The organism is Rhodococcus sp. 05-2256-B1 (assembly GCF_002258465.1).
Taxonomy (GTDB): domain Bacteria; phylum Actinomycetota; class Actinomycetes; order Mycobacteriales; family Mycobacteriaceae; genus Rhodococcoides; species Rhodococcoides fascians.
The window spans coordinates 488,098-512,198 of record NZ_NOZA01000017.1 but is presented as its reverse complement, the minus strand read 5'-3'; the positions used below and the strand labels follow the sequence as shown (position 1 = coordinate 512,198).

Below are 24,101 nucleotides of genomic sequence, written 5' to 3'. Positions count from 1 at the left end.
CCCACGACGCAGACGATGAACGACGCTGCACCGATCGACAAGGCTCTGGTGTCGCGGCTGGCGCAACTCGATCACGCCGTCGACGCGCTGGCCGCCGCACCGGAGTTCAGCAAGAGCACCAAGGTGCGACGGGTTCTGGATTCTGTGCACCGAGTGTTGTTGCAGCCCGGCGGTTGTGGCGCGGTACGCGAACGCGCCGCGGCGCTGGAGAACGCCGGGCTGTTCGCCGGTACGGACTGGGCGCAGCCGGACATTCTCGTTCCCGCGTTCGTGGGTCCGAGCCTGCGCAGTGGCAACGACGACACCGTGGTTCTCGAAGCAGCCAGCGAGTTGCGGATGGTCGCGATCGTCGCCGGTGAGTACGAGCATCCCGCAGTCACCGCCGACGATGCGCGACGCTTCCTCTCCCAGGTACTCGCGTTGAACCTCGAGGTGTTGTTCACCCCGCCCTCGGAATCGGAGCGAGTCCGTTCGGGGCGGACAGCACACCTGATCCGCGATCTTTTCGGCTACGTCGCCGGGGAGATCGGTTACGACAGTGTGCTGGACGAGTTGCTCGAGGAGATCTGGCGGATTCTGCGTCAGCGTCCGATCCAGGTCGACACCATCAAGTCCATGGTCACGCGCATTGCGATCTATCGCGACGACCCAACCGTCGATCTCGGCACGTCCGGTCAAGGACTCGATCGGTTGACCACGGCGTTGTTCGGCACCACCGACGCATGCCGCGAGGACCCGGGCGTGGAGGTCTACCGGAACCGGCTCGAGGCCATGGACGTCGAGGCACTGCAGTTCGAGGCCCGCGGTTTCGCACGGGCGATGCACGACACCGGTCTCGTTTCGCCGTACCACGCCACACTCACGCAATATCTCGTCGACCACTACTCGTATGTCCTGCCCGAGGCCTTGGGGCTGTCCGACACCGGGCGTACGTGCCTCACTCGCTACCCGGAATTGGTCCACCGTCTGATCGAAGAAACCGTGTATCCCGAGACGGCGCAAAGTCTCTACGGATTGGCACTGCTCCTCGACCGCGGAATCCTGCATCAGCCGCCGATCGTGCCGTCCCTGTGGCGTCAACTATCGCTCACCCTCGCGCCCGCAGTGCGAGAACGCTTGATCACCACTTTCGGTCCGGTTCCGGCACCGGAGTCGCGATTGCTCGGTGGGTTGCTCTCCATGCTCGGACAACCGCTCGGTGTCGGCCAGGGCGACAATCCCACGTGCCAGTCGGCGCGCGCGCTGTCGATGTGGGCGTACAACGATCCCGACTATCTGCTGCAGATGGTGGTGTGGGCGGCACGAGACGAAGAGATCGTCATGCACTTCGAGGGCCAGTCGATCTCGTCCGTCGACAGCGAAAGTGGTGTCGCGACCTCGGATCCGGTCGATCTGGACCCGGCATCGCTCATTCTGGTTCCGCACCTGGACCGGATCTACGCCGAGATGGTCCGACGCTGCGCCGACAGACCGGGCGATCCGCATCGCTGGGTCAATCCCGAATTCCACGGGTGGTGGTCGGCCCGCGAGTTCCATATCGACGTGGACGTCGCGACCGGGAATCTGGTCGATCTCGATGGTTTCCTGCGGCAGTTCCATGCCGCTTATCACCCCGAGTACAACGGCCATCAGCCGCTGATCCACCCGCAACCCGCGGGGGTGGCCGTAACCGACAGCGCTGCACGGTATGTGGGGTGGCACGCCATTGCCATTCTGCGTGTTGCCCCCGATCCCGACGGCGTCATGCGGGTCTACTTCTTCAATCCCAACAACGACAGTGGGCAGGATTGGGGTGACGGAGTCGTCGTCGGAACGGCAGGGAACGGCGAACGCGCGGGCGAAGGCTCGCTACCGTTCGAGCAGTTTGCGTCTCGCCTGTATATCTTCCACACGGATCCGTTGGAAAAGGGTGAGCCGGAGAAGATTCCGAACGCGGACATCGACACGATCGTCGGTTACATCGAACGCAGTTGGGGTGCCGAGCGCTCGGCGCGGGCCGCGTATCAGCCGTTCCAGGAGTAGACCGAGACCCAGTCCAGGATCAGATTGCCCTCGCTGTTTCCGTCTCCCTTGGTTTCGGTCTGCAGCTCCCATCGCATCGGTGTGGACGGTACGAAGTCGGTGGAGTCCAACACGACCGTGTCGTCGAGGAGGTACCGGATCCTTCCCGGTGACCATTCCATGGTGTAGGTGTGCCAGTCGGTGAACTGCGCGCCGATGTCGAGGGCGGGCGTTTTGCACCCGTCGGCGCACGAGCCTTCGCCCGAGAAATGATGGAACCCACCGACGTTGGCCGACAGCGCACCTTCCGGGAAATCGAACTCGCCGTCGTACGGCCAGTTCTCGGATTGCGGCCAGAGCAACCATGCCGCGTAGTACTCGGACAGATCCGGTGAATCGACTTTCAGACGCGCCGAATATCTTCCGTACGTCTGATACTGGTCGGCACCGATCAGTGGGGAGATACTCGCTCCGGCCGGAACGCCGTCGACCTGACCTAGGTGGTACTGCAGAGCGCCGTCGGCAGTGGACAGCACTGCATCGGGCCGATACGGCCGCTTGTCGTAGGTGTCGGGATAGCACGACGGATACGTGCGCCACCGCTGGCCCTCGGCTCCGGTGTAGACGACCTTCGAGGGGTCGCACTGATTGGCCCAACTGCCGGTGGCGGACGGGGCGGTGAACTCGTCGACGAATATCTGCTTCCAGCCGGGCAGATCCCCGGTGGGTGCAGCAATTCCTCCGGGGTTGTCGGCGGTCGGTTCTGCGGCCGCTACCGGTGTCCATGTCTGCACCGACGAGCCGTCGCATTTGGCCAGCACGGCCACACGCCGAGAGGTCTGCCGTGCGTCGTCCGCGAGACAGAGGCCGGTGCCCGTCAGCCCGATCGCACCGGATTCGCCCGCTGTCCAACTGGCGACCGCACTGTCGTCGCAACTTCCGAGGACAACAGGTACACCGGCTGCGGTCTCGCTGTTCTTCGGCACCAGGCACTGCGATTGCGACCGAACCGTGCCGTCGGCCTCGGCGACTACTTGCTGCGCCGGCGTTCCGTTGCACGTCGCGAGACGGACGGTGTCGGTGTCACTTCCATCGAGGCAGAGCTTGTCGGGAGACTCGATCTGCCCGGTGAAGGTCACTGCAGACGGTGTGTCCGCGTCCGTGGTCGAGTTCCCGGAGAACACGCCGCAGCCCACGACGAGTAGGGACACGATCGCCAGCGTCCCCGTAGCGACAAGAGCCCTCCCCGTGCGGCAACCGCTACCCCACCGACCGAGACGCGAACGTGCACGAACAATCCGCATCGGGGTCGTCCCCATCGTTGCCTCCAAAGTGACGATCCGTCCCAGCCGAGGGTACAGATCGTCAGCAGGAGCAACTTTCGAGAAGCTTACGGAGCGAGATCAGTCCTTCTTGTCGAGCGATTGGGGCTTGTGCACTGCGTCCTTTCCGGACTTGTCACTTTCGACGCGGTACTGCGGGTCGTCTTTCGAGGCTTTGACCTTGCGGCCGGCGGCTTCGGTCTCGGAGGTGATCTTCTCCTGCACCGTTCCCTCGGTGGTAGTTCCGTGGGTCTGCCATTCGACCTTGTCGCCCTTGTGCAAATCGTCCTTCGACATGTTCGGGTGATCCCTTCGTCGGTGGTCTGTCCATCGACTCTTACCCACGAGCGCGTCGGCGCAATCAGCTGGTTTCCAGAGCCGGAGCCAGTGTGGTGAACCAGGCTTCTCGCAGCTGGTCCTCGAACAGCGGCCAGGTATGCGCACCTTCGTCGCGCATGGATACCGTCGCCGGAACGTCGGCCCGACGCAGGGCGTCGACGAAGATGGATGTGCAGTAGTTGACCATCGCTTCGACCGCCATGCCGCCGAACGGCGGAACGGCACCGTCGGGAATGCGATCCACGGCGCCGGGCGCACCGCGTGACGAGCTCACGTACACCGCCGTCCCACGAAGTCGTTCGACATTGAGCGACGGGTCGTGGTCTCGCCATCCCTGACTTCCCGGCAACCCCCACATGTTGAACGGGTTGTTGAGTCCGCCGGCGATCATGGCCGAGATGCCTGCGGTAGCAAGCGGATTGGACGGTGCCGGGCATCCGCTGAACGACGCGGCCGCGTCGAACACGTCGGGAGCCTGGATCGCCAGATCCAACGCCGGGCCACCGCTCATCGACAGGCCCGCGACGCCGCGCTTGCCCGTCGAGCCGTAAGCAGCGTCCACGGCCGCGGGTAGTTCACGGCTCAGATAGGTCTGCCAGAGGTTGATCCCCAGCACCGGATCGGTTGTCAGCCAATCGGTGTAGAAGCTGAACCGACCGCCGATCGGTGCGACGACGGTGACGTTCTTGTCGAGGAAGAACTGTTCGACGCCGGAGTTGTTGAGCCAGCCGACCCCGTCCTCGTTGCCGAGGGCACCGTTGAGCAGAACCAGCGTGGGCGCGGGACCACCTCCGGGCGAGTGCAGCACCTCGTTGGAGATGACCCGATTCATGGACGGAGAGAACACGTTCAGCACCGCGCGCGTTGCCGACACCTGGTGGATTCCGACGGCCCCGACTGCCGCGTCGGCCGATCCGGTAGTGCCCGGCAGCGCCTGCGCCGCGTTTCCGGCCAACACTATCGACGCCAGTACGGCCGCCGACACCACCGCGGTGGATCGAGTCAGCTTCTTTCTCATCTGTCCCACAGGCAACATCAGCACCATACGAGGGTTGCACGAATTCCGCTTTCGACCGCTAACGATCCGATTACAAAACCGCCCGGTCCGTTCGCTGTTTCCCGGTATCTCTACGAACCTGCGGTACGAATTCGAGTGGCGCGCAGCGTCAGATGATGCCGCTCGGCCACCGAGGACGCCGACTCGGCCGCACGCACGAACAGCTCGGCCGCCAACCGGAGATCGCCGGCCTTCTCGTGCAGATGCGCAGCCACCGCGTGGTACCGCGGTACTGCGGAATCGACGGCGGTGAGCGCCGCGAGTCCGGCGGCCGGGCCGTCCGCTTCCCCCACCGCGACAGCTCTGTTGAGCCGGACTACCGGACTGTCGGTGATCGCGAGCAACTCGTCGTACCACTCGACGATCTGTACCCAGTCCGTGTCCTCGACCCGTTGCGCATCGGCATGCAGGGCGGCAATGGCGGCTTGTATCTGGAACTCGCCCAGCCGATCCCGAGCGAGCGCCGCCTGCAGAATCGCAATTCCCTCGGCTATCGAGACGGTGTCCCAGCTCGACCGATCCTGCTCGGCCAAGGGAATCAGCCGGCCGTCGGAGCCTGTTCTCGCAGCGCGCCGGGCGTGGTGCAGCACCATCAACGCCAACAGTCCAGCGGTCTCCGCGTCGTCGGACAGGGTCGCGAGCTGCCTCGTCAACCTGATCGCCTCGGCCGCGAGATCGACGTTGCCGGTATACCCCTCGTTGAACACCAGATACAGCACCCGCCGAACCGTCGAGAGGTCACCCGGAGCGTCGAAACGGACGTCACGCACCGCCCGTTTGGCTCGGCTGATGCGCTGGGCCATGGTTTTCTCCGGCAGCAGATACGCCTGCGCAATCTGCCGCGTCGTCAGACCCCCGACGGCACGCAACGTCAGCGCTACCGCTGCTGCGGGTGTCAGCACCGGGTGCGCGCAGAGGAAGAACAACTGCAGTGTGTCGTCGACGCCGTGGACACTGCCCGGTTCCGGCTCGGCCGCAACCCGGTTCTCTCGATCCCGTCGAGCCTTCTCCGATCGCTGGGAGTCGAGAAATTTGCGCCACGCCACGGTGACGAGCCACCCCTTCGGGTCGGACGGCGCGTCACCCGCCCCTGCCGACGCTCCCCACACCGAGGCCGCCTGCACCAACGCCTCCTGGACGGCGTCCTCGGCCGCCGCGAAATCTGCTCCACGGTGGACGAGGACGCCGATCACGGACGGAGTCAGCTCCCGCAGCAGGTGGGGGTCCACGGCGACCTATTCAGTCTTCGATCGTGGCAGGGGCCTCCATGAACGGACGCAGCTCCAGCCACTCGTTGATCGGCTCACCACCGGCACCGGGTGCTGCCGAGAGCTGCCCCGCGAGTTCGAGTGCGCGGTCGTAGGACTCGACGTCGATGACCATCCAACCTGCGATCAAGTCCTTGGTCTCCGCGAACGGACCGTCGGTGACCGGGGGCTTTCCGGCCCCGTCCGACCGCACCCATGTTCCCTCGGGGGCCAGGGCCTGCGCGTCGACGAACTCGCCCGTCTTCTCGAGCTCGGCGGCGAAGTCTTGCATGAACTGGATATGGTCGTGCACTTCGGCCGGAGTCCACCGGTCCATCGGAATCCAGCCGGCAGGCTCGGGGGCCCCGCGGTAATGCTTGAGCATGAGGTACTTGGCCATGATGTCTCCTAGCGTCGGATGCAGTCATTCTTTCTGCATTCGCCCCTGGGACGGAGCCGGTCGGCCGATATCTACACACTCGACCGAGAAACTTCACCGCATCGTGCGTCCGACCGAGCCGAGCATCTGGGTTGCCTCGACCACGCGTGCTGCCATGGCCGACTCGGCCGGCTTGCCCCACGATCGGGGGTCGTAGGCCTTCTTGTTGCCGTACTCGCCGTCGATCTTGAGAACCTGGTCGTACTTGCCGATCATGTGGCCGGCGATGGACCGTGTGAACGCGTACTGGGTGTCGGTGTCGATGTTCATCTTGATCACCCCGCTGGCCACTGCCGACGCGATATCGGCGGCACTCGAGCCCGATCCACCGTGGAAGACGAGATCGAACGGCTTGTCCTTTCCGGTTTCGGCACCGACGACCGACTGGATCTCGTCGAGAATCTCGGGACGTAGATGTACCGAGTCCGGGTTGTAGACACCGTGGACATTGCCGAAGGTCAGCGCCGTCATGTAGCGACCACGCTCGCCTGCACCGAGCGCAGCGATCGTGGCGCGGGCGTCGTCGACGGTGGAGTACAGCTGCTCGTTGATCTCGTGAGACACCCCGTCTTCTTCCCCGCCGATCACTCCCACCTCGATCTCGAGAATGGTGTCCGCCTGGACCGACAGATCGAGCAGTTCCCGTGCGATACGCAGGTTTTCGTCGAGCGACACGGCGGAGCCGTCCCACATGTGTGATTGGTACAGCGGTGCCAGGCCGCGCGAGCGTCGTTCGATCGCGTCGGACAGCAGTGGGCGCACCCAATCGTCGAGGTTCTCTGCGGGGCAGTGATCGGTGTGCAGGGCCACCGAGATCGAATAGTGTTGCGCCACTTCGTGGGCGTACTGCGCGAGCGCCTTGGAGCCGGCGAAGCGGTTCTGCACGGCATTGCCGGACAGGTACAGCGCGGTGCCGACCGACACCTGGATGATGCCGTCGCTCTCGGCTTCGGCGAATCCCTGCAGCGCCGCGTTGAGGGTCTGTGAGCTGGTGACGTTGATCGACGGGTACGCGAACCCGCCCTCCTTCGCGCGGTCCAACATGGCGACGTACTGTTCCGGACTGGCAATCGGCATGGGCTGTTCTCTCTTTCGGGTGCGGCTGGTCTTCAGCGTGTTGCTGCAGCGCAGCCGCACGAATTGCGGTGGGTGAACGTAGTCGGTACCGAAATGGACCGCGGCGCGTCGTCACGGCCTTCGATTCGACCGATCAACAGGTCGGCAGCGGTTCTGCCGATGGTCTGCACGTCCTGCGCGGCGGCCGTCAGGCGCGGCTCGAACAGATCGGACCACTCGAAATCGTCGTAGCACACGAACGCCAGGTCGTCGGGAATCGACAAACCAAGGCAGCGAACTGCTTTGAGGGAACCGATGGTCATCGAGTTGTTCATCGACACCAGAGCCGAAGGCCGGTCCGAACCCGTCAGCAGTCGACGTACCTCCGTCTCGGCCACCTCGACATTGGACCTTCCCTCGAGGATCAACCGAGGGTCGAGTTCGATTCCCCGGTCGGCGAGCGCCCTGGCATAACCTGCGAAACGTTCTGTGGTGGAGGAGATTCCCTCGATCCCGCGGACGATCGCAATTCGTTCGTGGCCGGCGTCGAGCAGATGGGCCGTCAGCTCGTACGCGGATTGCTCGTTCTCCGGGCCCACCTGATCGCACGGGATATCCAGCATACGGTCGATCAGCACCAGAGGTGTTCCGCTGCGCATGATCTCGGGAATCGTCGACTCCTCCGAGCCGGCCGCAGGCGCAAGGATCATGCCGTCAACCTGACGGTCCAGCAGAGAATCGGTGACGCGCCGCTCCGACGTCGGCTCGTCGTGCGAGTCACCGAGAATCAACACGTAGCCGGCCTCCGACAACCGCTGCTCGACGGCATAGACGAGGCTGCCGAAATACGGATTGGTCAGCGCCGCGATCGACAGTCCCACCGTGTGGGTTCGACCGGCCGCGAGAGAACGCGCCACGACGTTGCGCCGGTATCCGATCTCGACGATGGCAGCGTCGACGCGTTGCCGGGTGGCCGGGTTGACCTTACGAGTTCCGTTGAGCACGTGCGAGACCGTCGATACCGACACTCCGGCGATCCGAGCGACGTCGTCCATGGTGGGCATGTCAGTCGTCTCCATGGGTATCGGTCGCCGGCGGTCTCATGTCAATCGCAGGATTCGATCGGCGCGCTGGGCGGTCGAACCGATGAGCTCGGCGTTGCGTTCGTCCGAACCCAATGCCCAGAACTGCGCTTCCTCGGGCGATTTCCCGTACGCCTCGTGCCGCGCGACGAGACGCTCGTGCCGAACGGCCGTGTGCGGAGCCAGGAACCACACCTCGTCGATCATCTCCCGTGCAGCAGGCCATGCGTCGGATTGCATCAGCAGGTAGTTGCCCTCGGTGATCACCAACGGAACGTCCGACGGGACCGGTACGGCGGACCCGATCGATTCCTCGATCTCTCGCCTGAACTTCGGTGCGTACACCAGCGGATCGCCGGGGCGTTGATCGTGAATCGCGGCGACGAGACGCGCATAGCCGCCGTCGTCGAAGGTATCGTGTGCGCCCTTGCGATCGAGCCTGCCCAGTTCGATCAACACCTCGTTGGCCAGGTGGAATCCGTCCATCGGAACCAGCACCGAAAGCTCGGGGCCCAGTGCATCCACCAACTGCTGTGCCACGGTGGACTTTCCGGCACCCGGTGCACCGGTCAGGCCGAGTATGTGCCGCTCTCCCGGCACGGCGAGCCGTCCGGCCAGCTCCACGAGTTCGTCGAGGGATGCTTCCTGCACCTGTCGGTCATTGCTCACTGTTGTCGCTTTCGAATACGTGGGTGGGAAGTTCGCGTAGCCACGCCCTGGGGCCGATGACCGAACAGCGCAGCGCCGCAACGCGAGCCGACCGTCGGATACGTTCCTGCACGGAGCCGAACTGCGTCGAGTAGTACGCGTACGCGCCGTGGAAGACGTCGCCGGCTCCCAGTGTATCGACCACGGTGACCGCCTCGACGGCCACGGAGCCGGAGTTGCCCTCGGACCAGAATTCGACGGGCTCTCCGCCGTGGGTGGTGACGACCGTGCGTACGCCCGAGCGCACCAACGTCGCTGCGGTGGCAGCTGTGTCCGACGCTCCGGGCGTGCGAAAGTCCGCTGAGCACACCATGTCCGTGACGAACGGAATCAGCTCGCTCATCACGGGTTTCCAGCGTCCGGCGTCGACGACCGACGTGGTATCCCGCGCCGCCGCATGTTCCACGGCGGCGCGGGCGATCAGGGGGTGGTGGCCGTCGACGAGTACGACGTCGGCACCGGCGAGCACGGCATCGAGATCGTTCGGCGGCGCGGCGTCGGAGTGCACGGCGTCGGCCGAGACGACCGACCGGTCTCCCGTCGACTCGATCACCGTCACGGCCGAGACGGGTACTGCTCTCACGGTGCCCGCGATCGAGTCGACCACGCGCACACAGCATTCCGCAAGCTCTTCCTTGACCAAGGCAGCCACCGGATCGTCCCCGAGCGCAGTGACGAGAACGGCCGTACCACCCAGTGCGGCGAACGTGACGGCGGCGTTGGCGGCAGGACCGCCGGCCGCAACGAACTGCGCGTTCGACGTGATCTTCTGGTTCGACGCCGGCGGCGACGACACTCGATGAATCACATCGAGTGTCGCCAGCCCGACGAAAACGCCGACCGGGCGAGACACATCAGAGACCGGCGCGTTCCTCATCGGTCGGCTCCTCCGCGCCGGTCATGAGCGCGACGACCTCGGACATGGTGCGCTTCTTGGGATCCACGACGCCTGCGCGTTTGCCGAGGCGGTGGATGTGGATGCGGTCGGCGACCTCGAACACGTGCGGCATGTCGTGGCTGATGAGCACCACGGGTATCCCACGGTCGCGAATCGTTCGGATCAGGTCGATCACCATGCCCGATTCCCGCACGCCCAGAGCTGCGGTCGGCTCGTCCATGATGATCACCCCGCGGCCGAACGCCGCTGCTCGAGCCACTGCGACGCCCTGACGCTGCCCACCGGACAACGTCTCGACGGCCTGGTTGACCGACTTGATCCCGATCTTGAGGTCCTGCAGATGCTTCGACGACTCGTCGCGCATTCTCGGCATGTCCAATCGCCGAAAGATGCTGCCGCTGATGCCTTTGCGCTTGATCTCGCGTCCGAGGTAGACATTCGAGGCGATGTCGAGCGCAGGAATGACGGCCAGGTCCTGATAGACCGTCTCGATCCCGGCCGCCCGGGCATCGCGGGTGTTCTTGAACGACACCGGCGAGCCGTTCATCAGGATCTCTCCCGAATCCGGAATGACAGCTCCGGCCAAAGCCTTGATGAGACTGGACTTTCCGGCACCGTTGTCACCGATCACTGCCAGTACCTCACCGGCCCGCAGCTCGAAATCCGCGCCGTTGATGGCCGTCACGCTGCCGTAGGTCTTGACCAGACCACGTGCTTCCAGAGCGAGGGGGGCAGTCACTGTGACCTCCTGCGTGCGAATTGATCGACGGCCACCGCGACGATGACGAGAATGCCGGTCGCGACGTTCTGGTACAGGCTGTCGACGCCGGCCTGGGTGAGCCCGTTGCGCAGCACCCCGACGATCAGAGTTCCGATGAGAGTCCCGATGACGGTGCCCCGGCCACCGAACAGGCTGGTTCCACCGATGACGACCGCGGTGATCGTTTCGAGGTTGGCGTTCTGATAGGCGTTCGGGTCGGCATTGGGGATTCGTCCGAGCGCTGCCCATGCCGCGATCGCGGCGATGACACCGGTGACGATGTAGACCGAGAACAGCACGCGACCGGACTTGATGCCGGAGCGGTCCGAGGCCTGCGGGCTACCACCCACCGCGTATATGTGCCTGCCCCAGGATGTTTGGGACAATGCGTACCACATCACGGCGTACACGAGCAGCATCACCACCACGCCGTAGGTAGTGGAGAAGCTACCGATCTTGAACGAGGTGCCCAGCAGAGTCAGCGGTCCGCTCGGCACCTGGTACGTCTCAGATCCGGCCAACAGTCTCGTGGCTGCCTGGATCGCGGTGAAGGTACCGAGGGTGACGATGAACGGCGGCAGTCGCAGCATCGTCACCAATCCGCCGTTGATCGCGCCGAACGCCACGCAGACGGCCAGTGTCGAGCCGAGCGCCACCACCGGGCCGTTGGCACCAGCGGTCTGCGCCATGACGATGGTGCCCATCACGGCCACCGCGCCGATCGACAGATCGATACCGGAGGTGAGGATGATGAGCGTCTGGCCGACGGCCAGAATGCCGACCACCACGGACTGCTGCAGAATCAGAGAAACGTTCTGCGGGTTGAGAAACGAGCTCGAAATCGAGCTGAACACAATGATGGCGATGACGAGCGCGGCCATGGGCCCGAGCAGCGGTTCACGCAGGATGGTTCCCACGTTGAACCGGCTCGGAGCCTTGGGAGGCGCGGCAGTATCGGTGCTCACGAATCAGTTCCTGGTCCTCGACGGATTTCTGCGATCAGCCCCAGCAATTCGCTTCGCCCCATGCGGTGTCCTGGGATTCGATTCCGGCAACAGGCTTGTCGGTGACCAGCTGAGAACCGGTGTCGTTGAAGCCACTGGGCTTGGTGCCGTCCTGGGCGAACTTGACCACAGCGTCGACGCCCTGCTCGGCCATCTTCGCCGGGAACTGCAGCACCGTCGCACCGATGATGCCGGACTTGACGTTCGCGATACCGGTGCAGCTACCGTCGATCGAGCCGATGGTGATCTGATCGGCGCGGCCTGCGGACTGAATCGCCTGGTAGGCACCCGCCGCGGCGGGCTCGTTGATCGTGTAGAGCGCATTGACACCCGGAGCGCGCTGCAGCAGGTTCTCCATGGCCGTCTGCGCCTTGGTCTGGTCGCCGTTGGTGTTCTCCTGGCCGACGATCTCGGGAGAGCTGTCGGTCAAGCCCATTCCTTCGAGGAAGCCGTCGTGACGGAACGTGTCGACAGTGCCGCCCGCGGTGCCGTCGAGCATGATGACCTGGGGTGCAGTGGTTCCCAACGTGCCCTTGACCCACTCGCCCTGGCTGACGCCTGCCGCCTTGTTGTCGGTGGCGAACGTCGCGTCCACCGCGTCCTCGGGATCGGTGGCCGTGTCGAGGGCGATGACGACGACGCCTGCGTCGCGTGCCTTCTTGATCGCGTCGAGGACTCCGGTGGAGGAGTTCGGGGTGATCAGAATGCCTTTGACACCCTGGCCGACCAAGTTCTCGATCGCCGCGACCTGACCCTCGTTGTCACCGTCGAATGCACCTGCGAGAGCGACCAATTCGGCTCCACTGGAGTCCGCCTTGGCCTGAGCTGCCTCACGAAGCTTCACGAAGTACGGATTGGAATCCGTCTTGGTGATGAGTCCGACCTTGACGCTGTCCGAATCCGAACCGCTGCATGCAGTCAGTCCGAGTACGAGGGAACCGGCCATCAACGCGGTTCCGATCGTCAGCGTGGTCTTCCGACGGTGATTGAACATCTGGACTCCCTTGTCCTCGCTCCGCAGGTCGCGTCGCTCGATTGCAGGAGCGTACGACCAATACAAGCGCTTGCGCATGCGCTTTCGCGAAATAAATCCGAAAACTTTTCCGACCGGCCGGCGTCAGCTCGTCACCACGCCGCTCAGCCCCAGTTCCCGCAAACGCGCGCGCGTCTGCCATCCGCGCGCGAAATAGTGCCCGATCGCCCAGCTATTCCGCGCGCATCCAACGAATGCGCGCGCGTTTGCCCACGCCGATCAGTCGCCTCGCGTGCTCGACGAGTCCTCGTCCACCACCGAATTCGGCTCGTCGTACGTGACGGTGATGTCTTGGAATCCTTTGTTACGCTGCGCTTCTGCTTGACCGGTGTAGGAGTTCTTGTCACCCTCGGTGAGTTCGACGTTGTCGGTGAACGGCGTCAGCAGAGCCCGGGGATGCAGGTGGTCTACGCGCACGGCGTTGATCTCGATGCACAGCACGATCAGTACCGACGCGACGTACAGGAAACCGAGCAGACCGAGGACGATGGCGAAGATGCCGTTGCTTGCACTCGCGTTGCCCACGACGTAGCGGATGTAGATGCCGCCGAACGACTGCAGCGCCTGCCAGACGACCGCCGCGATCGCTGCGCCGGGGAGTACGTCGCGCACGCTCAGGTCCCGCGCGGTGCCGATTCGGAAGGCCGCGGTGAAGACGGCGGCGTTGACCACCACCGCTCCGACGAGTGCGAGCGCACCACCGGCGAACCCGAACACGCCCGAGGACGCGACGCCGTTCAGCACCGTCAGTCCGATGATCGCCGTGCCGACAGTGCTGAGCAGCAACAATCCGCGCAGCCGACCCTTGATGGGGTCCGGTTGCTCGTTGCGCGGCACCGACCACGCCGTGTTCATCGCGTACTGCACGGCCAGCGACACTCCGAGTCCGCCGTACAGCGACCCGACGACGCCGATGACGATGGCCGTGGTTCCGCCACTGAGGCGATCCGGTTGACCGAGCTGGTCACCGATGACCGGGATCTGACTCATCGCCGAGTCGATGATGCGGGTCTGCAGCTCCGGGTCTCCGGCCAGCACGATGCCCAGCAGCGTGGTGAACAGCAGCAGAAGGGGAAACAGCGACAGGAACGAGTAGTAGGCGATCAATGCCGCGAGGTAGCCGCCCCGGTCGTCCATGAATTTGTAGAGCACCGCCAGCGGGAAACCTGCCGAGGGGTGCCTACGCTGGAAGTTGTCCACCTTCGCGACCATCATCGGTCGAATGTAGCCAGCGACGAGCCTGCGGAAACGTCGACGCTCCGGCTTTCGGTGTGACCCAGCTCTCACGATCTGGACGTGCGCTTCGTCGGTCGAGTTCCGACCAACCCTTCGAGAACAACCCGAACCGAGAAAGGAACTCGCCATGAGCTTCATCGACAAGGCCAAGAACGCAGCAGAGGACGCCATCGGCAAGGCGAAGGAAGTTGTCGGCGACGCAACCGACAACAAGGACCTCGAGGCCGAGGGCAAGAAGGATCAGGGTTCGGCCGGCGTCAAGAAGGTCGGCGAGAACATCAAGGACACCTTCAAGTAGGACGCGGTGCCCCGGAAGGGTCGTCGATCGAATGATCGGCGGCCCTTCGTGCATCCCGCGACGATGCGCGGAGATGCTCACCGGACCACCGCATCGCGAACCGTATAAAATCCATTGATCCGGCCTCGAGGTCGGGACAGGGCGTCCAGAAGCAGGCGCACGATCGAGGATCTCGCCGACGCGACGACGTCGACGGTCCACCGCGCGAGAGGATCGTGTGAATGACTGATTCACCGGCCGAGCAAGACACGTCTCGAACGTCCGAAGCACTGTCGCTCGCGCAGTTCGCTCGATCGCTGCGCGACACTCATCGGTCGATGCCGCAGACGTTGAGTGAGATTCTCCGAATGGCGATTCGGCTCATACCGGGCGCAACCACCGGATGCATCACCACGGTGAACAAGGGTGAGCGCACAGTCGTCGCGTCGACGGACCTGATCGCCGAGAAGCTGTGTCGGTTGCAGTACGAACTCGACGAAGGTCCGATTCCCACCGAGGTCCGACACCTCGACGTCGTCGTGTCCTACGATCTGGCAACCGAACCGCGATGGCCGCAGTTCGCTGCGATGGCCATCGAGGCCGGTTTCAAGTCGCTCTCGGCCTTTCAGCTCTACAGCAACGCCGATGACCTCGGGGCCCTGGTGTTGTACAGCGACGTCACCGGAGCGTTCGACGCCGATGCGGTAGCGATCGGGGAGGCCTTGTCTGCGCATGCTGCCATCGCAATGCTCAGTGCCCGCGACACCGAGCAATTCCGGACCGGCTTGGCCAGCCGGGACATCATCGGCCAGGCAAAAGGCATGATCATGGAACGCTACGACCTCGACGCGGTACAGGCGTTCGACCTACTGGCGAAACTGTCGCAGCAACAGAACCTTCCCTTGCACACCGTTGCCCGCAACCTGGTCGACGCCGACCACCCCACGAACTCGACGTTCTGACCCTTCCGCGGTCACAGCCCTGGCTCCGGCTGGCAGTGCGGACACCACCATGTTCGACGTCGATCGGGGTCGTTCGGCACGTCGGCCTCGACACGAATGACGGTCGCGCACCGCAGACACGGTTTACCGGCCCGACCGGCAACCCAGTGGGTCCGGCCGCGACGAGTGTCGCCGGTGGTGACCTGCATGGCCCCGGGGGTGCTCGCCGAATGCCGCATCGCCCGCTCGAGCAGAGTCACCAATTTCTCCGCGTCGACGCCTGCCGACGGAGCCCAGGGCCACAGTCCACGCAGAAAACACAGCTCGTTCGCCCATAGATTCCCGGGTCCCGCGATGACCCGCTGGTCCAGGAGGGTAGAGACGATCGGCCGGGAACCCTGCGCGAGGATGTTCGATGCCGCACGATCGGTGTCGAACTCGGCGTGTAATGGGTCCGGTCCCAGATGCGCGACCAGCGCATTCATCGAGGCCGTGTACCCGTAGTCGACGACCGGCAACAGGATTCCGTATGCGGTCGGCCCGTCCACCGCGGCCAGCCGCACTCGGACGTCGGGCTGCACGCGCCGCGGTATCGAGCGGCCGGTTCGCACCACCGTCCACGATCCCGTCATGCGGAGGTGGGTGTGCAGCGTGGTGTCGTCGTCGAAATCGGTGAACAGATGCTTGCCGTGCGTCCGGTGCGCGACGACGGTTCGCCCGGCGAGATTCTCGACGGCGTGTGCGGGCACGTTCAGTCGCCCTGCCCGTAGCGTGACGCCGTCCAGCGCTCGCCGCAATCGCGCGGCGAGCGCATGGACGGTGTCACCTTCGGGCATGGTCTCCGAGTATCCCGAGGGCGGCAGAAACAATCGGACCGACCGGCGAGAGCGCGTCGTCCTCCTCGCGTCAGTGCGCGGGCCGCCTGACGTATCCGACCATGAAGTCGACCGCCAGGAAGGCGACCAGGCTCAGCCCCAACAAGGGCAGGAACCAGCCGACGGCCACGGCAGCCGTGGCGAGGAGCACCGCGGAGATCGGCGAGATGCGGCGCAGTCCCCCACGCAGAGGCGGCCGGCCTGCGGTGAGTCCAGCGCTCTTCGTGGGGCGACGCTTCCACCACATCATGTAGCCGCGCACGATGACCGATGCCAAGGCGAGTGAAAGCCCAACCAGGGCAATCTGATTGGCCACGCCGAACAGGGTCCCCATGTGCAACTGAATTCCCCAGGCCGCCAGCTTGGCTGCCACCGGCCAATCGGCGAAGTATTGGGTGTCGATCACCGCGCCGGTGCTGCCGTCGATCGAGATCGAGTTGTTCGACATCACCCAGGGCTGACGGGTTTCGGCGACGACGAACGCCACGTCGTCCGACGCCGGGATCGACGCCTCCGCCGCTCCGTCGATGCCGTTCGCTGCGGCAGTATCGAGCACCGAATCGATGCGGCCGACATTGCTGTCTGTCGCCGACGCATCGGCCGACATGTCCATCGAATGCCCACCGTGGCCCGAGTGATCCCCCGAGTGATCCCCCATGGTCGCCGCGTCGGAGGAACCGATGGTCGTGGCGACGGCAGGGGTCGTCCAGCTCAATGCCGCACGGAGGTCGGTGACGTTCGCGCCCGCGTAGGTGGACCACGTGAGTCCGGTGGCGGAGAGGAAGATCAGACCTACAGCGATCCAGACACCGGCTACGCCATGCCAGTTCAAGGATCGGTTGCGGCCCTTCGATTCACGATCGAAGGTGAGCAGTGTCGCCCGGTCTCGGTTGCGTCGGTAGCGATCGATCCACAGGTACAGGCCGCCGAGCGCGATCACCCACAACCAGGATGCGGCCAGTTCGCTGTAGATCCGGCCCGGTTCACCGAGGTGCAGGTGTCGGTGCAGTTCCGAGATCCACGTTCTGGCCGGCAAGGCGCTCGAGGAGCCGTAGACGGCAAGTTCACCCACCGGTGACGCCGTGGCGGGATCGACGAAGACGGCCAGTCGTCGCGATTCGCCGAGGGTCGGGTCGGTGAACAGCACTCGGGTGGTGTCGCCGACTTCGGCGGCGGGTCGCACGGCCGACACGGTCAGATCCGGCCTCTCGGCCTGAGCGGCTCGGATCTGTTGGGCGACCGGGACAGCCGGTCCGGTGGAGTCGACGTGCAGATAGTCGCGGTAGACGAGTTGTTCGATGGTCGGGGCGACGGCGTAGAGGCCGCCGCTGACGGTGGCGATCAGGATGAACGGTGCGATGAGTATGCCCGCGTAGAAGTGCAGACGAAGAATCAGCGGACGCCAGCTGCGCGGGCCGGACGGACGGGTGGGCGGGGGAGGATCGGCGACGCGTTCCTTTTCCGGTGTGGACATGAGAGCTCGTTTCGTGAAGGCAGGGGTGGGCGCGCGCCGTGGGCACGGGTCGACTCGATGTCGAGCGAATCGTGCTGTGCGCGTGAAGAAATTGCCGCAGCTCTGCTCGCCCCCGCGGTGCAGGAGCGGTAGGTGGGAGGCTGCGGTCAGTACGACGCGGCAGGCGGTCCGCGGTTCCCGGAGCCCGAGAGATCGAGGAGCCGGTGGACGCCGGGTGTGCGATACAGCGGAAGCGGGGCGGCACTCTGCGAGTCGTCGACGACGAGAATTGCCAGTATCGGGAGTATTCGACGAACAACGGTGGCTGCGTGCGAGATCCCACGCTCGGCCCCGTGCACGATCACCGCGCCGACGACGATCGCGATCGCGTGGGCCGCAAGCATCTGCTGCGTCAGCACCGAACCGTGGTGATCGCCGTCGACGATCGTCAGCAGCACGTGTCCGATTGTCTGCGCAGCGGCCAGCGTCGCCATCAGCTGCAGGCGAGGCGCGATGACGATCGGCACTGCGCCTGCGGCGTAACCGAGTCCCGCGCACACCAGTGCCAACAGGACGATCGCGGCGTCGGAGGGGAACATACCTCCGCCGAATGCGTGCGCGGTGGCGGTGATCGTTGCCGTCAGAGCGCCGACGGCAGACCCGCGCAGGGCTGCGGATCCGTCCGGGGTCGCGGGCACGAACAGCAGACTACTACCCGTTTCGGCAGAGGCACTGGCGTCTCGCCTATGTCGCATGGTTTGTGCGCGAAAACCGATCCAGCGGTCTTTTTCAGGTCCGTTATGGTGATCGCGAGTATCACGCCACGTTCAGAGAGGATTGCCGTGCCGGACAGTTCGGATGTGGCTCAGGCCCGTGTGTTCGCCCACATGCTCGCGGCCGAAATTGCGTCGACATCGAGCCGAATCGAGGTCTCCGAGAACTACGCCCACAAGGCCTTCCGGGTGGGCGACCCCCGCAGCGCGAAGTGGCACACCGACGAGGCCCGCGCTCAGAAGCAGGCGCTGTACGAATTGCACCGCCAACTGGACGCACTGCACAGCCGCTTCCAGATCTCGAAGGGTGAACCCGAACCCGTGTGCTGACGTCCGGCTCGGTGTGTGAGGGCGCCTGGTCCGGGGTACCGCGACAAGATGGTTTTCGACAAGACAGACAACGGCTCGGGGGCCGAAAGCGAAGGACAACGAACGATCACGATCGGGTTGGTGGCCGACGAGGGATTCGCGTCGACGATAGCGGCCGCCATCGAACAGGAACTTCCGCCCACCATCACGATCGACGGAACCGATGCCCGACTGGACACGGCCCGGCCCGCAGTCACGCTGCCTCCCACCGAGGCAGGTTCTGCGCCGTTGGGTCAGTGGCTGGAGGCCATTCAGGCCACCAACACATTCGACCTGGTGCTCTGCATCTCCGAGGTTCCGCGACGCGTCGGGGCCAGCCCCGTCGTCGCCGAATTGCGTGACGGTTCGACCGGTGCGTTGTACGTACCCTCGTTCGGCACCATAGGAGTACGGCGTCGCGCTGTGGCGGTGGCCATCGCCATCGTGCACGATCTCCTCCGCAGCGATACTGCCTCGCGGCCACACCTGCGACGGTCGATGTCCAAGTGGGCTCCGGGCCCCGACCCCGACGGTGGCGGCGAGCGAATCCTGCTCACTCCCGGCATGTTCGGCCGAACACGCATGATCATGGGCATGATTCGCTGCAATCGGCCGTGGCGTCTCGTCCCCGCACTGTCGAGCGTGCTCGCGGCCGCGAGCGCCGCATCGGCGTTCGGTGTGTTCTACGCGAGCATCTGGCAGATGGCGGCCTCGATGACACCTGCCCGGCTCACACTGATCGGCGTCGCCGCCATCGTGGCCATCACGGTGTGGCTGATCTTTCCGCACGGCCTCTGGGAGCACCGACGGTTCCGCTCCTCGACCACCGATCGCTGGATATACAACTCTGCCACTCTCGGCACCGTCGTGGCCGGCGTGCTGTGTATGTATGCCGTTCTCTTCGCGGTCGTGTTGCTCTCTGCTGCCGTGGTGATCTCGCCCGAGTTTCTCACCGCTCAGATCGGGCGAGAAGCAAACACGGCGGACTACCTGTCACTGGCCTGGTTGGCGGCGTCGTTGGGCACGGTCGCCGGAGCAGTGGGCTCGTCGGTGTCCGATCGCAGCGACATCCTCAACGCTACGTACGGCCACCGAGAAATGCTCCGGCGCCAGCACAGCGCAGAACGGTCCCGCACCGACGACGCCGGTGCGGCTCAGCCCGCGGCTCGGTCCCAGGCCCAATGACCCAGGGCCGCGACGGCGGCGGTCAGCGCGGCACCGAGCAACACCGGTATCGCGATATCCACCCGAAGTAGCAGCGCACCGATGACGGCACCGACGAACAGCACGAGGATCGCCCAGAGCCGCCGGTTGAACAGCCGACCGGGGCCCTGGCCGACGAACGACTCGCCGGCGAGCGAGGTGATGGTCGACGTGACGACGACGGTCGTCATGTCCTTGACCGCGAGGAAGCGCGCAGCGAGCGCCTGAGCGCCCATGTCGACTGCGATGACACTGGCGATCGCGATACCGAGCGGCGAGTTGCCCTGCACGTCGACCACCAGCAGCGTGACGCCTGCTGCGAGAAGTGCCAGCGTTCCCACTGCGAAGATCGCGGTGACCCGAATGTTCCATCCCGGCGCAGCCGAGCGAAGCGTCACCCCAGCCAGCGCGGCACCGAGCACGAAGGCGAACAGCGCTACCAGCGGGCCGACGATCGGGAGTCCGTCCTCACCTGCCACCCCCATACCGAGGATGACGATGTTGCCGGTCATGTTTCCGGTGAAGATGCGGTCGAGCCCGAGGTAGCCGACGGCGTCCAGCATGCCGGTCACCATCGTCAGCACCATCATCGACCACAATCGGAGATGACCGTTCACGGCCTTGTCGATGCGTTGCCCCACGCTGGGGCTTTCGGAATGTTCTTCGGCCGATACCGACTCGTCGAGACTCATGCGGTCACCCACACGCCGCCGTCACTGCGCGGGTCCGCGCCGGCACCGAGCGTTCCGTCGGCTGAAACCCTGGCCACCATGGAATGACCTGCGTTACTGTCCAATTCGGTGCCATGCTTGACGGTGAACACCGTCTGCGAGATCTGTTCGACGGCGGAGTCCTCCAATGTCGGCTCGACCAGTACCGAACCGTTGGGTGTGCCGGCTTCCAATCCGCCGACGATGAATCGGGGCGCGGAGACGGTCTGCTGCGGATCGAATCCACGCAGCGCCCGCAGGATCAACTGGGTGTGAATCTGCGACTGCGCTTTGCCTCCCATGGTCGAGTGGGCGGACACCGCTCCGTCCGCCCAGTCCACGATTACCGGAACGAGCGTGTGCGCGGGCCGCTTTCCGGACTCGACGCGATTGGGCGACGCGGCATCGAGAGTGAAGAACGCAGCTCGGTTGTGCAGCACGAGTCCGGTGTCGGGCTCGAGGATCTGCGCTCCGAACGAGTGAAAGACGGACTGTATCAACGACACTGCTGTGCCGTCCTTCGCTACGACGGCGATTCCGACGGTGTCACCGCCCGGACGCGGAGACGCGGTCGATGTCTGACGTTCGGCTCCTGCCACCCGGGCTGCCGCCGCCTCGTGAATTGCCGCGAAGCCGGCCGGGGTCAGCTGATCGTGGATATCCACAGTGGCACAGCGTGGGTCGGCGAGGTAGGTATCACGATGCTCGTCGGAGTCGTAGAAGATCTCGGCCAATACCCCGGCGTCGACATCGCCCGCAGACGCGCTCCCGGACAAGGCGGCACCGAGAGATCGAATCAGTGTGTAGCCCTGCGAGTTCGGTGGTGCCGTGGCCACCGAGAATCCGTCGAATTCGCGCACCAGAGGTTCTTCGACGATCGGACGATGACGTTCGATCGTCGATCGATACCGGCACGTCGAGTTTCTTCAGTCCGGCGGCGAATCGGTCGGCCGTGTGACCGCGATAGAACGAACCGAGGCCGTCGGTCGCCAGGTCCGTCAGGGTCCGGGCCAACTCGGGCTGCACGACGAGGTGCCCGACGGGGATCGGCTGACCATCGACGAAGAAATTCGCGCGCAAGCCTGGATCGGTGATCAGTGCGTCACGGTCGAGCTCGATCATCTCGACGAGTCCGGGGCTGGCCGGAAACCCCTCTGTGGCAAGCGAAATTGCTGGTGCCAGTACGTTGCGTAACGGCAGCGAGCCACCGGCGTCGAGCAGAGCCGCCCACCCGGACACTGCACCCGGAACGGACACCGTCAGCGGACCGTTGATCGGCATGGTCTCGATCGTCTCGAACAGTTGGTCCACGGATGCGGCCGAACCGTATGCTCCCGATGCGTTGACACAGGTGGTGCTGCCGTCGCTCGTTCGCAGCAACGCGATGACGTCACCGCCCACACTGCACATGTGCGGGTAGACCACGGTGAGGGCCGCAGCTGCAGCGACCGCTGCATCGACGGCGTTGCCACCGGCTTCGACGATCGTGCGGGCAGCGTCGACGGCCGCGGTGTGCGGCGCGGCGATTGCCACGCCGGGTGCCGGTTGCGACTGTTCGGGCATGAATATCTCCTCGAGTGCGGCCGATCCGAGAGCAGGATCGGTCGGGGCATGTTCTGGGTTCGTCCGAAAGTGTTGCGTTGGAGCAGTGTCACGTCATGGAAGTGTCACGTCAGAGCGCTCGTGCGATGAGCGTGCGATAGGCACCGTACAGCACCGCCGCGGCGACGATCGACGCCGCCGCCGTCGCACCGAAGAACGTCAGTTCGGTTGTTGCAGAGTATTTCTGAGCGAGCAAGCCGGCCAGCGTCGATCCTCCTGCCATCGTGAGGAAGTACAGCGAGGTCATGCCGGCCTTGTGCGATGCGGGTGCGAGCTGCGCCGTGGCCGACAGGACGGACGGTACGACGGCTATCTCGCCGGCACCGAACAGCAACATCGCAACGAGAACCAGCACAACGGAATTCGTCGCCCCTGATGTGCCCGCCATTGCCGCGAACATGGCCATCGCCACCGCCAGCAGGCCGATTCCCACGACGATTTTCGTTCCGGGACTGGGCTGCCGGCTGCCCATCCGCGTCCAGACGACGGCATAGATCGGAGCGATGACAGTGGCGAAGAGACCTTCCAACGTGATCACGGTTGCCGCAGGGATCGTCAACGAGCCGACCGTCAGATCGACGCGGGTGTCCATGTACACCGCCAGGGTGGTGAACAACTGGAACAGCAACGTCCAGAACAGCAAGCTACTGAGGAACACCGGAATGTAGGCGAGCACTCGTCGATGCTCGGTGGCGTCGACTTTCCTCGAGAACAACAGCATTGCGAAGTAGGCGATGCTGGCGATCACGATGATCGCGGTCAGCACGGTTCCCAGATTGTCGAGATTCAGGAGGCCGCTGACGGCCGCGGCAACGATGACCAGGGTGACCGATCCGGCGAGAGCTGCGGCCGCGGCCCGACGCGAGCGCGGAAGCGGATTGGGTACCGTTCGGGTGGCCTCGGGCAGATGCTTGTACCCGACCACGTACTGGGCCAGGCCGATCAGCATGCCCACTGCCGCCGCGCCGAAGGCGATGTGGAAACCGGCCGAGCTCTGCAGGGCACCGGTGAGCAGCGGGCCGAGGAATGCACCGAGCGATATACCCATGTAGTACAGCGAGTATCCCGAGTCGCGTTTGGGATCATCGTTCGCATAGAGCATCCCGACCATCGCGGTGACGTTGACCTTGAGTCCGCCGGTGCCGATGACGATCAACAACAGTCCTGCGCCCATACCCACAGTCGTCGTGACCAGAGCGAGCACCACGTGGCCGAGGATGATGGAGATGGCGGAGTAGAGAACCACTGTTCGCGGCGCGACGAGCCGGTCCGCGACCCACGCTCCGACCATCTGCGCGATATAGACTGCGCCGCCGTAGGATCCGGCGATACCGACTGCCACTCCGACGTCGAGTCCGAGCCCGCCGTCGACGAGCGAGTAGTACAGGTAATACGCGAGGATCACCTGTAGGCCGTAGAAGCTGAATCGCTCCCACAACTCCGTGCCGGCCAGCGTCACGAGCCCACGCGGCTGATCACGGAACGTCGAGCCGATCGAGCCGTGATCTCCGCTCGCGTTCGGCATGTGGAGTGTTCCGTCCGTTGTCATGCTGGTCCACCTCTGGGGTCCATGAGAATCAGTGGTTCAGGAGAATGAGTGACCGTTGTCACGATGTCTTGATTAAAACTGGTAGGACCAGACCGTCAAGGTGAAGAGTGGGATATTTACACGTCAACGGATCTTTACTGGGGAAACAGAGTGAGTCTGGTATTTTGGTAGGACCAGTTCGTAACCTG

The 24,101-nt window shown here is 64.7% G+C and carries 24 protein-coding genes and 1 pseudogene; 5 read left to right on the top strand and 20 right to left on the bottom strand.

From position 1 onward, the window contains the following. The first annotated feature begins 15 nt into the window (after window positions 1–15). Window positions 16–2,022 carry a hypothetical protein gene (locus tag CH285_RS10685; RefSeq protein WP_032389164.1) on the top strand — a complete coding sequence of 669 codons (2,007 nt, stop codon included), beginning with the start codon at window positions 16–18 and terminating at the stop codon, window positions 2,020–2,022. On the opposite strand, the gene CH285_RS10680 is transcribed toward CH285_RS10685, so the two are convergent. The 13 genes from CH285_RS10680 to CH285_RS10620 all read right to left on the bottom strand — a co-directional run bounded on the left by CH285_RS10680 (window position 2,004) and on the right by CH285_RS10620 (window position 14,158). Then, the gene (locus CH285_RS10680) at window positions 2,004–3,212 is read right to left on the bottom strand and encodes a ricin-type beta-trefoil lectin domain protein (protein WP_255032518.1); all 1,209 of its coding nucleotides are present in this window, start codon (window positions 3,210–3,212) and stop codon (window positions 2,004–2,006) included. The two genes, CH285_RS10685 and CH285_RS10680, sit on opposite strands and share 19 nt — an antisense overlap. A gap of 192 nt (window positions 3,213–3,404) precedes the next feature. Then, the gene (locus CH285_RS10675) at window positions 3,405–3,620 is read right to left on the bottom strand and encodes a DUF2945 domain-containing protein (protein ID WP_032389086.1); all 216 of its coding nucleotides are present in this window, start codon (window positions 3,618–3,620) and stop codon (window positions 3,405–3,407) included. A gap of 64 nt (window positions 3,621–3,684) precedes the next feature. Next, window positions 3,685–4,680 carry an alpha/beta hydrolase gene (locus tag CH285_RS10670; RefSeq protein WP_176458459.1) on the bottom strand — a complete coding sequence of 332 codons (996 nt, stop codon included), beginning with the start codon at window positions 4,678–4,680 and terminating at the stop codon, window positions 3,685–3,687. Between the two features lie 110 nt (window positions 4,681–4,790). Further along, a complete protein-coding gene (locus CH285_RS10665; protein WP_094643501.1) occupies window positions 4,791–5,948 on the bottom strand; it encodes an RNA polymerase sigma factor in 1,158 nt (385 codons plus the stop codon). Between the two features lie 10 nt (window positions 5,949–5,958). Further along, a complete protein-coding gene (locus CH285_RS10660; RefSeq protein WP_032381579.1) occupies window positions 5,959–6,366 on the bottom strand; it encodes a YciI family protein in 408 nt (135 codons plus the stop codon). 93 nt (window positions 6,367–6,459) lie between these two features. After that, on the bottom strand, window positions 6,460–7,482 hold the full coding sequence (gene fbaA, locus CH285_RS10655; protein WP_094643540.1) for a class II fructose-bisphosphate aldolase: 1,023 nt from the start codon (window positions 7,480–7,482) through the stop codon (window positions 6,460–6,462). Window positions 7,483–7,514: 32 nt separating this feature from the next. Further along, on the bottom strand, window positions 7,515–8,525 hold the full coding sequence (locus CH285_RS10650; RefSeq protein ID WP_094643539.1) for a LacI family DNA-binding transcriptional regulator: 1,011 nt from the start codon (window positions 8,523–8,525) through the stop codon (window positions 7,515–7,517). 36 nt (window positions 8,526–8,561) lie between these two features. Further along, window positions 8,562–9,212, bottom strand: a complete 651-nt coding sequence (locus CH285_RS10645; RefSeq protein WP_032366808.1) for a nucleoside/nucleotide kinase family protein — start codon at window positions 9,210–9,212, stop codon at window positions 8,562–8,564. Then, on the bottom strand, window positions 9,202–10,128 hold the full coding sequence (locus CH285_RS10640) for a PfkB family carbohydrate kinase (RefSeq protein WP_094643500.1): 927 nt from the start codon (window positions 10,126–10,128) through the stop codon (window positions 9,202–9,204). The genes CH285_RS10645 and CH285_RS10640 overlap by 11 nt, the downstream gene beginning before the upstream one ends. Continuing rightward, window positions 10,106–10,834 carry an ATP-binding cassette domain-containing protein gene (locus CH285_RS10635; protein WP_441344384.1) on the bottom strand — a complete coding sequence of 243 codons (729 nt, stop codon included), beginning with the start codon at window positions 10,832–10,834 and terminating at the stop codon, window positions 10,106–10,108. The genes CH285_RS10640 and CH285_RS10635 overlap by 23 nt, the downstream gene beginning before the upstream one ends. A gap of 50 nt (window positions 10,835–10,884) precedes the next feature. After that, window positions 10,885–11,874 carry an ABC transporter permease gene (locus CH285_RS10630; protein ID WP_027495728.1) on the bottom strand — a complete coding sequence of 330 codons (990 nt, stop codon included), beginning with the start codon at window positions 11,872–11,874 and terminating at the stop codon, window positions 10,885–10,887. A 34-nt stretch (window positions 11,875–11,908) separates the two neighbouring features. After that, window positions 11,909–12,907 carry a substrate-binding domain-containing protein gene (locus CH285_RS10625; protein WP_027495727.1) on the bottom strand — a complete coding sequence of 333 codons (999 nt, stop codon included), beginning with the start codon at window positions 12,905–12,907 and terminating at the stop codon, window positions 11,909–11,911. Between the two features lie 258 nt (window positions 12,908–13,165). Next, window positions 13,166–14,158, bottom strand: a complete 993-nt coding sequence (locus CH285_RS10620) for a YihY/virulence factor BrkB family protein (RefSeq protein ID WP_027495725.1) — start codon at window positions 14,156–14,158, stop codon at window positions 13,166–13,168. 151 nt (window positions 14,159–14,309) lie between these two features. On the opposite strand from CH285_RS10620, the gene CH285_RS10615 reads away from it, so the two are divergent. Together CH285_RS10615 and CH285_RS10610 are read left to right on the top strand one after the other, a co-directional pair. Next, complete coding sequence (locus tag CH285_RS10615; protein ID WP_008718579.1) at window positions 14,310–14,480, top strand: CsbD family protein; 171 nt, start codon at window positions 14,310–14,312, stop codon at window positions 14,478–14,480. Between the two features lie 221 nt (window positions 14,481–14,701). Beyond that, window positions 14,702–15,421 (top strand): GAF and ANTAR domain-containing protein, encoded by a 720-nt coding sequence (locus CH285_RS10610; protein WP_032369136.1) that lies wholly within the window; start codon window positions 14,702–14,704, stop codon window positions 15,419–15,421. 11 nt (window positions 15,422–15,432) lie between these two features. Here the strand turns inward: CH285_RS10610 and CH285_RS10605 are convergent, their stop codons facing one another. The 3 genes from CH285_RS10605 to CH285_RS10595 all read right to left on the bottom strand — a co-directional run bounded on the left by CH285_RS10605 (window position 15,433) and on the right by CH285_RS10595 (window position 18,426). Beyond that, window positions 15,433–16,236 (bottom strand): DNA-formamidopyrimidine glycosylase family protein, encoded by an 804-nt coding sequence (locus CH285_RS10605; protein WP_094643499.1) that lies wholly within the window; start codon window positions 16,234–16,236, stop codon window positions 15,433–15,435. 70 nt (window positions 16,237–16,306) lie between these two features. Next, window positions 16,307–17,749: a PepSY-associated TM helix domain-containing protein gene (locus CH285_RS10600; RefSeq protein ID WP_032369140.1), complete on the bottom strand. Its 1,443-nt coding sequence runs from the start codon at window positions 17,747–17,749 to the stop codon at window positions 16,307–16,309. A gap of 146 nt (window positions 17,750–17,895) precedes the next feature. Further along, window positions 17,896–18,426 (bottom strand): hypothetical protein, encoded by a 531-nt coding sequence (locus CH285_RS10595; RefSeq protein ID WP_045842081.1) that lies wholly within the window; start codon window positions 18,424–18,426, stop codon window positions 17,896–17,898. A 144-nt stretch (window positions 18,427–18,570) separates the two neighbouring features. Here CH285_RS10595 and CH285_RS10590 point away from each other — a divergent pair, with 144 nt between their 5' ends. Next, complete coding sequence (locus CH285_RS10590; RefSeq protein WP_141214541.1) at window positions 18,571–18,831, top strand: hypothetical protein; 261 nt, start codon at window positions 18,571–18,573, stop codon at window positions 18,829–18,831. Window positions 18,832–18,879: 48 nt separating this feature from the next. Beyond that, complete coding sequence (locus tag CH285_RS10585; RefSeq protein ID WP_080729090.1) at window positions 18,880–20,034, top strand: hypothetical protein; 1,155 nt, start codon at window positions 18,880–18,882, stop codon at window positions 20,032–20,034. Here the strand turns inward: CH285_RS10585 and CH285_RS10580 are convergent. The 4 genes and pseudogenes from CH285_RS10580 to CH285_RS10565 all read right to left on the bottom strand — a co-directional run bounded on the left by CH285_RS10580 (window position 20,004) and on the right by CH285_RS10565 (window position 23,913). Beyond that, window positions 20,004–20,744, bottom strand: coding sequence for a YoaK family protein (locus CH285_RS10580; RefSeq protein WP_230591689.1), 741 nt, complete (start codon window positions 20,742–20,744; stop codon window positions 20,004–20,006). The genes CH285_RS10585 and CH285_RS10580 overlap by 31 nt on opposite strands. Further along, the gene (locus CH285_RS10575; protein ID WP_176458458.1) at window positions 20,741–21,622 is read right to left on the bottom strand and encodes a gamma-glutamyltransferase; all 882 of its coding nucleotides are present in this window, start codon (window positions 21,620–21,622) and stop codon (window positions 20,741–20,743) included. Before CH285_RS10575 ends, CH285_RS10580 begins: the two co-directional genes overlap by 4 nt. Window positions 21,623–21,671: 49 nt before the next feature. Further along, a pseudogene (locus tag CH285_RS28365) lies at window positions 21,672–22,325 on the bottom strand (gamma-glutamyltransferase); the annotation flags it as partial. A gap of 109 nt (window positions 22,326–22,434) precedes the next feature. Further along, window positions 22,435–23,913 carry a peptide MFS transporter gene (locus tag CH285_RS10565; RefSeq protein ID WP_094643496.1) on the bottom strand — a complete coding sequence of 493 codons (1,479 nt, stop codon included), beginning with the start codon at window positions 23,911–23,913 and terminating at the stop codon, window positions 22,435–22,437. Window positions 23,914–24,101: the final 188 nt, after the last annotated feature.

Bases quoted from the DNA above. Each gene is read 5' to 3' on its own strand.
- CH285_RS10685 (WP_032389164.1), top strand. From the start codon at position 16: ATGAACGACGCTGCACCGATCGACAAGGCTCTGGTGTCGCGGCTGGCG.
- CH285_RS10675 (WP_032389086.1), bottom strand. From the start codon at position 3,620: ATGTCGAAGGACGATTTGCACAAGGGCGACAAGGTCGAATGGCAGACC.
- CH285_RS10670 (WP_176458459.1), bottom strand. From the start codon at position 4,680: ATGAGAAAGAAGCTGACTCGATCCACCGCGGTGGTGTCGGCGGCCGTA.
- CH285_RS10660 (WP_032381579.1), bottom strand. From the start codon at position 6,366: ATGGCCAAGTACCTCATGCTCAAGCATTACCGCGGGGCCCCCGAGCCT.
- fbaA (WP_094643540.1), bottom strand. From the start codon at position 7,482: ATGCCGATTGCCAGTCCGGAACAGTACGTCGCCATGTTGGACCGCGCG.
- CH285_RS10650 (WP_094643539.1), bottom strand. From the start codon at position 8,525: ATGCCCACCATGGACGACGTCGCTCGGATCGCCGGAGTGTCGGTATCG.
- CH285_RS10640 (WP_094643500.1), bottom strand. From the start codon at position 10,128: ATGAGGAACGCGCCGGTCTCTGATGTGTCTCGCCCGGTCGGCGTTTTC.
- CH285_RS10625 (WP_027495727.1), bottom strand. From the start codon at position 12,907: ATGTTCAATCACCGTCGGAAGACCACGCTGACGATCGGAACCGCGTTG.
- CH285_RS10620 (WP_027495725.1), bottom strand. From the start codon at position 14,158: ATGGTCGCGAAGGTGGACAACTTCCAGCGTAGGCACCCCTCGGCAGGT.
- CH285_RS10615 (WP_008718579.1), top strand. From the start codon at position 14,310: ATGAGCTTCATCGACAAGGCCAAGAACGCAGCAGAGGACGCCATCGGC.
- CH285_RS10610 (WP_032369136.1), top strand. From the start codon at position 14,702: ATGACTGATTCACCGGCCGAGCAAGACACGTCTCGAACGTCCGAAGCA.
- CH285_RS10605 (WP_094643499.1), bottom strand. From the start codon at position 16,236: ATGCCCGAAGGTGACACCGTCCATGCGCTCGCCGCGCGATTGCGGCGA.
- CH285_RS10600 (WP_032369140.1), bottom strand. From the start codon at position 17,749: ATGTCCACACCGGAAAAGGAACGCGTCGCCGATCCTCCCCCGCCCACC.
- CH285_RS10585 (WP_080729090.1), top strand. From the start codon at position 18,880: ATGGTTTTCGACAAGACAGACAACGGCTCGGGGGCCGAAAGCGAAGGA.
- CH285_RS10580 (WP_230591689.1), bottom strand. From the start codon at position 20,744: ATGAGTCTCGACGAGTCGGTATCGGCCGAAGAACATTCCGAAAGCCCC.
- CH285_RS10565 (WP_094643496.1), bottom strand. From the start codon at position 23,913: ATGACAACGGACGGAACACTCCACATGCCGAACGCGAGCGGAGATCAC.